Annotated in this window: 9 protein-coding genes; 7 read left to right on the forward strand and 2 right to left on the reverse strand. The window is 67.0% G+C overall.

All coding sequences use genetic code 11. From position 1 onward, the window contains the following. Both pcnB and C2134_RS15440 read right to left on the reverse strand, forming a co-directional pair. The coding region (pcnB, locus tag C2134_RS15435) for a polynucleotide adenylyltransferase PcnB (RefSeq protein WP_233196473.1) at window positions 1–1,157 on the reverse strand (1,157 nt) is incomplete at its 3' end. Between the two features lie 146 nt (window positions 1,158–1,303). Next, on the reverse strand, window positions 1,304–2,209 hold the full coding sequence (locus C2134_RS15440; RefSeq protein ID WP_103321039.1) for a LysR family transcriptional regulator: 906 nt from the start codon (window positions 2,207–2,209) through the stop codon (window positions 1,304–1,306). Window positions 2,210–2,318: 109 nt separating this feature from the next. On the opposite strand from C2134_RS15440, the gene C2134_RS15445 reads away from it, so the two are divergent. From C2134_RS15445 to C2134_RS15480, 7 genes are all read left to right on the forward strand, one after another. Then, window positions 2,319–3,332 carry a zinc-binding alcohol dehydrogenase family protein gene (locus tag C2134_RS15445; protein ID WP_103321040.1) on the forward strand — a complete coding sequence of 338 codons (1,014 nt, stop codon included), beginning with the start codon at window positions 2,319–2,321 and terminating at the stop codon, window positions 3,330–3,332. Between the two features lie 61 nt (window positions 3,333–3,393). Continuing rightward, on the forward strand, window positions 3,394–3,690 hold the full coding sequence (locus C2134_RS15450; RefSeq protein WP_103321041.1) for an antibiotic biosynthesis monooxygenase family protein: 297 nt from the start codon (window positions 3,394–3,396) through the stop codon (window positions 3,688–3,690). Beyond that, on the forward strand, window positions 3,687–4,649 hold the full coding sequence (locus C2134_RS15455; protein ID WP_103321042.1) for an alpha/beta hydrolase: 963 nt from the start codon (window positions 3,687–3,689) through the stop codon (window positions 4,647–4,649). The genes C2134_RS15450 and C2134_RS15455 overlap by 4 nt, the downstream gene beginning before the upstream one ends. Then, window positions 4,646–5,410 carry a glycine betaine ABC transporter substrate-binding protein gene (locus tag C2134_RS15460; RefSeq protein WP_103321043.1) on the forward strand — a complete coding sequence of 255 codons (765 nt, stop codon included), beginning with the start codon at window positions 4,646–4,648 and terminating at the stop codon, window positions 5,408–5,410. The genes C2134_RS15455 and C2134_RS15460 overlap by 4 nt, the downstream gene beginning before the upstream one ends. A gap of 210 nt (window positions 5,411–5,620) precedes the next feature. Then, window positions 5,621–7,141, forward strand: coding sequence for an efflux transporter outer membrane subunit (locus C2134_RS15470; protein ID WP_233196474.1), 1,521 nt, complete (start codon window positions 5,621–5,623; stop codon window positions 7,139–7,141). Window positions 7,142–7,214: 73 nt separating this feature from the next. Continuing rightward, window positions 7,215–8,321 (forward strand): efflux RND transporter periplasmic adaptor subunit, encoded by a 1,107-nt coding sequence (locus C2134_RS15475; protein ID WP_103321046.1) that lies wholly within the window; start codon window positions 7,215–7,217, stop codon window positions 8,319–8,321. An 8-nt stretch (window positions 8,322–8,329) separates the two neighbouring features. Next, the coding region (locus C2134_RS15480) for an efflux RND transporter permease subunit (protein ID WP_146042174.1) at window positions 8,330–8,619 on the forward strand (290 nt) is incomplete at its 3' end.

Consider the following 8,619-nt stretch of genomic DNA (forward strand, 5'->3'; position numbering starts at 1 on the left):
AAGTCATAGGCGGCGCGGAAGCGTGGCTGTTCCAGGAAGCGATAAGGCCGGCTGCCGGTGCGGCTGTCGAAGCGCGCCTGCAGCGTCCAGATTTCGCGCATGGTGACGCTGAAACGGCGCGGGATGGCAAAGTCGTTGTCCTGTTCCGCCTCGATGTCGGCGATGGCGGACATCAGCGCCGGCAAGCTCTTCTCGCCTGCGGCCATGCGCTTTTGCCAGCCCTGGTTCACCTGGCGCCACAGCAAGGTGGCGAGCAGGAAGCCGACGGAAATCGGTTTGTCGGCGCGCAGCCGCGCGTCGGTGCTGTCCAGGCTCAGGCGCAGGAAAGGATCGTCGCCAGCCTTGTCGTCCATCACCGCGTCCAGCAGCGGGAACACGCCGCGCGCCAAGCCTTCCTCGCGCAGCTTCTTCAAGCAGGCATAGGCGTGGCCGGACATCAGGAGCTTCAGCAGTTCGTCGAACAGACGAGCCGGCGGCTCCTTCTTCAACAGGTGGGCGTGGGCGCGGATGGGCTTTTTGGTGGCGTCGTCGATCTCGAAACCCAGCTTGGCGGCCAGACGCACCGCGCGCAGCATGCGCACCGGATCTTCCTGATAGCGGCGCGCCGGCTGGCCTATCATCACCAGTTTCTTGGCGTGCAGGTCCTTGACGCCGTTGTGGTAGTCGATGACGGTTTCGTCGGACGGGTCATAGAACAGCGCATTGACGGTGAAGTCGCGGCGGTGCGCGTCTTCTTCCTGGCTGCCGAAACTGTTGTCGGCCATGATGCGGCCGGTTTCATTGGTGTCGTCGACGCTGCCGCCGCGGAAGGTGGTCACCTCTATGGTTTCCGGGCCCATCATCACGTGGACGATGCGGAAGCGGCGGCCGATGATGCGGGAGCGGCGGAACAGGTGGTGCACCTGCTCCGGCGTGGCATTGGTCGCCACGTCGAAATCCTTGGGCGACACGCCCAGCATCAGGTCGCGCACCGCGCCGCCCACCACGTAGGCGGCAAAACCGGCCTCTTGCAGGCGGCTGGTCACGCGCAGGGCGGCGGAACTCAACTGGTCGCGGCGAACGCCGTGCTGCGGCAGCGGATACACGCGGAGCTTGCCGCGGCGCTTGGCCATGCCGGCCGGCAATTCCAGAACTTTTCGGATTAGCTTGCGGATCATGTGGAAGATTGTGACTTGGAATACTGGATTCGCAAGAATTAGGATTCAAGGCCGCGATTATAGCCCGAATCTTTACGGAAAATACACATCGCCCCCTCCCCCTCTCGCAACTTGTTCCGGAACCGACTGTCCCGACCGTCTTTTCATTATGGTTCAGCCAGATAGCCGGCCAGGCAAGTTTGCAAGTGCTCGCGCAGCGCCACCAGCGCCGGCGACAGCATCAAGCGGTGCGGCGTCACCAGATACAGCGGGGCCGGCTCCGTGAGGCAATCCGGCAACAAGGCCTGCAAAGCGCCCGAACGCAAGTCCGCCAGCACGTCCAATCTGGACTTGTAAGCGATGCCGCGCCCCGCCGCCGCCCAGCGCCGCACGATCTCGCCGTCGTCGCTCATCCAACGCCCGCTCACCGCCACCGTCTGCCGCTCGCCGTCGCGCTCGAAACTCCAGCGCTCGTGCACCGCCTCGCCCAGCACCAGGCGCAGACACTGGCGTCCGCGCAAATCCTGCGGCGCATGCGGCGCGCCGTGCCGGGCCAGGTAGTCCGGCGACGCGCACAACACGCGGCGGTTGTCCGGCGCCAGCGGCAGGGCCACCAGGCTGGAGTCATCCGGCACGCCGTAACGCACCGCCACATCCACCGGCTGGCGATACAGGTCCGCCACCCGGTCGCTAACGCGCAGCTGCAGGCTAAGGCCCGGATGCCTCGCCAGAAAATCATCCAGCCACGGCCGCAGCACATTGCGCCCCAGGTCGGACGGCATGGACAGGGACAGGCTGCCGGCCAGCGCCTGCCTGTCCTGCGCCAATGCCAGACTGCCGGCCTGCACCGCATCCAGCGCGGCGCGGGCGTGGACCAGGTAGCGCTCGCCGGCCAGCGTCAGTCTCAGGCTGCGGGTGGAGCGTGCCAACAGCTGCGCCCCGACTTCCGCCTCCAGCCGTTTCAGCGCGGCGCTGGCCACGGCCGGGCTCAGGTCCAGCTGGCGCGCCGCCGCCGACAAGCTGCCGTGGTCCGCCGCGCGGATAAAGACCTGCAAATCGTCCAATCGGATCATTTTATCAATTTTATTTTGAAACTGATTCCCATCATAGCTGGATTTTCTCCCAATCAAATAGCAATACCATGCGGTCACTGAGTCTCGTCACCGCAACAAAGGAAATGCCATGAAAGCCATCGCCTACTACCAAAACCTGCCGATCGACCACGCCGAAGCCTTGCTGGACGTCGAACTGCCCGAGCCCATCATCGGCGAACACGACCTGCTGGTGGAAGTGAAGGCCATCTCGGTCAACCCGGTGGATGTGAAAGTCCGCGCCAATATGGCGCCGGCAGCCGGCCAGCCGCGCGTGCTGGGCTGGGACGCCGCCGGCGTGGTGCGCGCCGTTGGCGGCAAGGTCAGCCTGTTCCAGCCGGGCGACCGCGTCTGGTACGCCGGCGCCTTGCAGCGCCCGGGCGCCAACAGCGAGCTGCACGCGGTGGACGAGCGCATCGTCGGCAAGATGCCGGATAGCCTGGACTTCGAAACCGCCGCAGCCCTGCCGCTGACCGCCATCACCGCCTGGGAGCTGTTGTTCGACCGCTTGCAAGTGCTGGCCAACAATCAACCCTCCGGCAAGAAGCTGCTGATCGTCGGCGCCGCCGGCGGCGTCGGCTCCATCCTGGTCCAACTGGCGCGCCAACTGACCGGCCTCACCGTGATCGGCACCGCTTCGCGTCCGGAAACCCAGGCCTGGGTCAAGGAGCTGGGCGCCCACCATGTCATCGACCACCGTCAGCCGCTGAGCCAGGAACTGAAGCGCATCGGCATCGAGCACGTCGATTACGTGGCCAGCCTGAACCAGACCGAGCAGCACTTCGCCGAGATCGTCGAAGCGCTGGCGCCGCAGGGCAAGCTCGCGCTGATCGACGATCCCGCCGCGCTGGACGTCCGGCCGCTGAAGACGAAAAGCCTGTCGCTGCACTGGGAGTTCATGTACACCCGCTCGATGTTCGCCACCGAAGACCAGATCGCCCAGCACGCGCTGCTGACCGAACTGGCCCGCCTGGTGGACGCCGGCATCGTGAAAAGCACGGTGGCTGAACGTTTCGGCGCCATCAATGCCGCCAACCTGAAACGCGCCCACGCGCTGCTGGAAAGCAACACCGCCAAGGGCAAGATCGTGCTGTCGGGCTTCTAAACCGATTTTCGCGGCCGCCTGGCGGCCGCTGCCGCAAGCCTGCCTCCAAGGAGAAGACTCAATGATCGTTGAAATCGTCCGCCTGCGCGTCAAGCCGGGTCAATTGCAAGACTTCGAAACCGCCTGGCGCGCCGCATCCAGCCGTTATCTGCTGGGCAAGCCAGGCTATCAGGGCCACAAGCTGGGCCGCCAGTTGCAGACCGACCGCGATTACCTGCTGGCCGTGGAGTGGGACAGCCTGGACGCGCACCGCGCCTTCATGGCTCATGCCGACTTCCAGCCGTTTGCCCAGAGCTTCTGGCATCACTTCGACGGCGAGCCGGAACTGATTCACTTCCAGCCCGATTCCGCGCTATGAGCCTGCCGCCCGACCCGCTGATGCAAGCCTTCCTGGCGCGCGCCCGCGCCGCCGGAACGCTGGACACCGACCCGGACTCGCTGGAACGGGCGCGGGCGGCGGCCGAGAGCCTGCGCCGCTGGCAAGCGGCGCCGGAAGCCGTGGACGCGGTCGAGACGCTGGCCATCCCCACTGCCGATGGCGCGACATTGACGGCCAGGCTGTATCGCCCGGCGAACAGCGGCGCAGGCCCGCTGCCGCTGGCGGTATTCGCCCACGGCGGCGGCTGGACGCGCGGCACGCTCGACCTGTACGACGCGCCAGCCCGCGCGCTGGCCAATGCCGGCCGCTGCCTGCTATTGGTACCGGCCTACCGGCTGGCGCCGGAGCATCGCTTCCCCACGCCGTTGCTGGACATCGTCGCAGCCGCAGAATGGGCGTCCGCCCATGCCGACGCGCTGGGCGCCGACCCGGCCCGCCTGGCGCTGGCCGGGGACAGCGCCGGCGGCAATCTCGCCGCGGCGGCCTGCCTATGGCTGCGCGACCACAGCGGCCCGGCCATACGCCGCCAATTGCTGATCTACCCGGCCACCGATTGCCGTTTCGACACCGAATCGTACGCGCGCTACGCCGATGGTTATCTGCTGACCCGCGACGCCATGCGCGCTTGCTGGCGCATGTATCTGCCGGACGATGACTCCGCCGCCTCGCCTTACGCCTCGCCGCTGCGCGGCAAGCTGCGCGGATTGCCGGCCGCCGCCATCATCGTGGCCGGATTGGATCCGCTGCGCGACGATGGCTTGAACTACGCCGCCGCGCTCGCCGCTGCCGGCGTGCCTGCCGAAACCATTCTGCTGCCGGACCTGCCTCACGCCAGCCTGCACCTTGACGGCGCAGTGCCCGCCGCTCGCGCGGTAATCGATCACGCCGGCCAGGCGCTGCGGCAGGCTCTGACCCTTTCCGACCAGGAACCATCATGACCATCCACCTCACCCTGATCACGATAGACCTATCCTTCCACGCCGCCAGCGCCGGCGTGGTGGCCGCCGTCTTGCAAAAACACGGCGTCACCGTCAGCGAATGGCGCGTGCCGCATGAGCGCGCCTTCGAGCTGCTGGCCAGCGGCCAGGGCGACCTGCTGTGCAGCGCCTGGCTGCCCGGCAGCCACGGCGCCTACCTGGCGCCCATCGAGCCGCAAGTGGAAAAACTGACCGTGCTGTATACCCCATACGCCCTATGGGGCGTGCCCGACTACGTGCCGCCAGAGGCCGTCGCCACGCTGGCGGACCTGCGAAAACCCGAAGTCGCGGCGCGCATGGTCAAGACCATCCAGGGCATCAATCCCGGCGCCGGCATCAGCCGCTTCTCGCTGGAGATCATGGCGCGCTACCAGCTGGAACAGGCCGGCTACGCCTTCCGGCATGGCAGCCTGGACGACTGCGTCGCCGCCTTCGAACAGGCGGTCGCCCGCCGCGACTGGGCAGTGGTGCCGCTGTGGCAGCCGCAATACCTGCATTGGTCCCACCGCATCCGCGAACTGGCCGACCCGGAAGGCTTGCTGCGCGGCCGCGATGAAGCCACGCTGTTGATCCGCAAGGACGCGCTGGCCAGGCTGCCGGAAGCCGCCGCGTCTGAGCTGCGCGGCCTGCGGCTGGGCAACCAAGCGCTGACCTACCTGGATCATCTGGTCGCGCGCCAAGGGCTGGATCCTCTCGCGGCGGCCAGCCGGCTGCCGGCCTGACGCCTGCCAGGCTAGCCGCGACAGCGGTATTCAACAAAACGACATTTCGATATCCCTACCCTCAACCCAGTAGACATGCGGCGCAAATCCATAGAGCATAGCAACTTCATCCCCTGACCCGCCCCGCGCACCGCTGCAGGGGAAGACATTCAGGAAGCCGACGCCGGGCCCGCCCGGCGGGTCGGCTTTCCGCACATCCAGGAGCATGCCGTGCATTCCAAACCGCATCCAAGCCGCAGCCGCCCGCCGCTGCGGCAAGTCGCCGTCGGGCTGGCCGTGGCGCTGGCCCTGGCCCTGGCAGGCTGCGCCGTCGGGCCGGATTTCAAGACGCCCGTCCTGCCCAAAGCCGCAGACGCGCCGTACACCGAAACACCATTGCAAGCCGAAACCGTCAGCGCCCATGGCGACCGCGTCGGCCCATCCGGCGTCGGCCAGCGGCTGATCAATGGCCAGGACCTGCCGGCCGAGTGGTGGAAGCTGTTCCGCTCCGAACCGCTGGACCAACTGATCCGCGCCGCGCTGGAGCACAACCCGACGCTGGACGCCGCCCAGGCCGCGCTGCGCCAGGCGCAGGAAAACTACAACGCCGCGGCCGGCACCACCTACTATCCGAGCGCCAACCTGCAACTAGGCGGCGGCCGCCAGCGCGCCATCCTCAGCGGATCGACGCCCAACGAATTCAACGTCTACAGCGGCACCATCGGCGTGTCCTACACGCTGGACCTGTTCGGCGGCGAACGCCGCCAGTTGGAAAGCCTGATGGCGGCCGCGGACTACCAACGCTTCCAGACCGAGGCGGCCTACCAGACGCTGATCGGCAACGTGGTCACCACCGCGGTGCAGGAAGCGGCGCTGCGCGGCCAACTGGAAGCTACCCGCGAGCTGCTGAAGGCGCAGGAGACGCAGCTGCGCATTGCCGAGAAACAAGTCGAGCTGGGCGCCCAGCCGCGCGCGGTGGCGCTGACTCAGGGCACGCTGGTGGCACAGACCCGCGCCCAATTGCCGCCGCTGGAAAAGGCGCTGGCGCAAACCCGCCACCAGCTGGCCGTGCTGGCCGGACGCTTCCCCGGCGAGGGCGGCCTGCCGGAATTCCATCTCGAATCGCTGCGGCTGCCGGACGCATTGCCGGTGTCGCTGCCGTCGGCGCTGGCGCGCCAGCGGCCGGACATCCGCGCCAGCGAAGCCCTGCTGCACCAGGCTTCCGCGCAAGTCGGCGTCGCCACCGCCAACCAGTATCCGCAGATCACGCTGAACGGCAGCTACGGCACCCAACACACGGTGCTGCCCACGATGGACATCGGCAACACGCTGTGGGGCGTCACCGCCGGCCTGACCCAGCCGCTGTTCAACGGCGGCGCGCTCAGCGCCAAGCGCCGCGCCGCCGAGGCGGCCTACCAGCAGGCCGAGGCGCAATACCGCGCCACGGTCCTAAAGGCCTTCCAGAATGTGGCCGACAGCCTGCGCGCCATCGATGCCGACGCCTTGGCGCTGAGGGCGCAGGCCGACGCCGAAGCCAAGGCGCGCGAATCGCTGGACGTGAACACCCGGCAATACAAGCTGGGCGGCATCAGCTACCTGGCGCTGCTGGATGCGCAACGCAGCTATCAGCAGGCGCGCATCGGCCTGATCCAGGCGCAGGCGGCGCGTTACTCCGACACCGCCGCGCTGTTCCTGGCGCTGGGCGGCGGCTGGTGGAACCACCCGGCGGCCACAGGCCAGACAGGCGGCTGAGCAGCAAGACAAGGCTCGCGCCGCGGCGCGGGAACACGGAATCCGAATCGCCATTGAAAGAAGAAGACGAATCATGACCAAGCGAATGTTGATCATGTTGGGCGGCGTAGTGCTGCTGATTGCGGTGCTGGGCGTGGGCTTTTTCCTGCACATCCAGAAACTGATCGCCAACTCGCCCAAGCCGGGCCCGCAGACGGTGTCCACCACTGTCGCCAAGATGGCCGAATGGCAGCCGCAGCTCAGCTCCGTCGGCACCCTCACCGCCGTGCACGGCGTGGACATCAGCAGCGAAGTGGCCGGCCAGGTGCGCAGCCTGCACTTCAAATCCGGCCAGGACGTCAAGGCCGGCGACGTGCTGGTGCAATTGAACGCCGACTCCGACCAGGCGCAGCTGCGCTCGCTGCAGGCCGCCGCCGAACTGGCCGCCACCACGCTGAAGCGCGACCGCGCCCAGCTGGCGATCGAGGGCGTCAGCCAAGCCCAGGTGGACGCCGACATGGCCGACTTGAAGAGCAAGACCGCGCTGGTGGCGCAACAAGCCGCGCTGGTGGCCAAGAAAACCATACGCGCGCCGTTCTCCGGCCGCCTGGGCATCACCGCGGTCAATCCCGGCCAGTACCTGAATCCGGGCGACAAGATCGTCACGCTGCAAACCATCGACCCGGTGTATGTCGACTTCAACCTGCCGCAGCGCCAGATCGGCCAAGTGCGCGTGGGCCAGCCGGTCAAGGTCAAGAGCGATGCCTTTGGCGATGAGGTCTTCCACGGCAAGATCAACGCGATCAACCCCAAGATCGACCCCGCCACGCGCAATGTTCAGATCGAAGCCACCATCGCCAATCCCAAGCACAAGCTGCTGCCGGGCATGTTCGCCAACGCCACCATCGACGTCGGCAGCAAACAGAAACACCTGACGCTGCCACAGACCGCCATCACCTACAACCCGTACGGCTCTACCGTGTTCATCGTCAAACAGGGCAAAAACGGGCTGGAAGCGCAGCAGGCCTTCGTCACCACCGGCGATACCCGCGGCGACCAGGTGGCGATCACCGCCGGCCTGAAGGAAGGCCAGGAAGTGGTCACCAGCGGCCAGCTTAAGCTGAAGACCGGCACCCCGGTCACCGTCAACAACTCGGTGCAGCCGGCCAACAGCCCGAACCCGACGCCGCAAGAACACTGAGGCTCGCCATGAACTTTACCGATATTTTCATCAAGCGGCCGGTGCTGGCCACCACGGTCAGCCTGCTGATCGTGGTGCTCGGCCTGCGCTCGCTGTTCGGCCTGCCGATCAACCAGTACCCGCGCACGCAGAACGCGGTGGTGACCATCTCCACCGCTTACTACGGCGCCGACGCCAAGACGGTGGCCGGCTTCATCACCCAGCCGCTGGAATCCGCCATCGCCCAGGCGCAGGGCATCGACTACCTGTCCTCCACCAGCAGCAGCGGCGTGTCCACCATCACCGCCACGCTGCGGCT

Origin of the sequence: Chromobacterium sinusclupearum (assembly GCF_002902845.1) — a bacterium.
GTDB lineage: Bacteria > Pseudomonadota > Gammaproteobacteria > Burkholderiales > Chromobacteriaceae > Chromobacterium > Chromobacterium sinusclupearum.

Excerpts from the sequence above, each read along its gene's own strand:
- C2134_RS15440 (WP_103321039.1), bottom strand. The coding sequence starts at position 2,209 with ATGATCCGATTGGACGATTTGCAGGTCTTTATCCGCGCGGCGGACCAC.
- C2134_RS15445 (WP_103321040.1), top strand. The coding sequence starts at position 2,319 with ATGAAAGCCATCGCCTACTACCAAAACCTGCCGATCGACCACGCCGAA.
- C2134_RS15450 (WP_103321041.1), top strand. The coding sequence starts at position 3,394 with ATGATCGTTGAAATCGTCCGCCTGCGCGTCAAGCCGGGTCAATTGCAA.
- C2134_RS15455 (WP_103321042.1), top strand. The coding sequence starts at position 3,687 with ATGAGCCTGCCGCCCGACCCGCTGATGCAAGCCTTCCTGGCGCGCGCC.
- C2134_RS15460 (WP_103321043.1), top strand. The coding sequence starts at position 4,646 with ATGACCATCCACCTCACCCTGATCACGATAGACCTATCCTTCCACGCC.
- C2134_RS15475 (WP_103321046.1), top strand. The coding sequence starts at position 7,215 with ATGACCAAGCGAATGTTGATCATGTTGGGCGGCGTAGTGCTGCTGATT.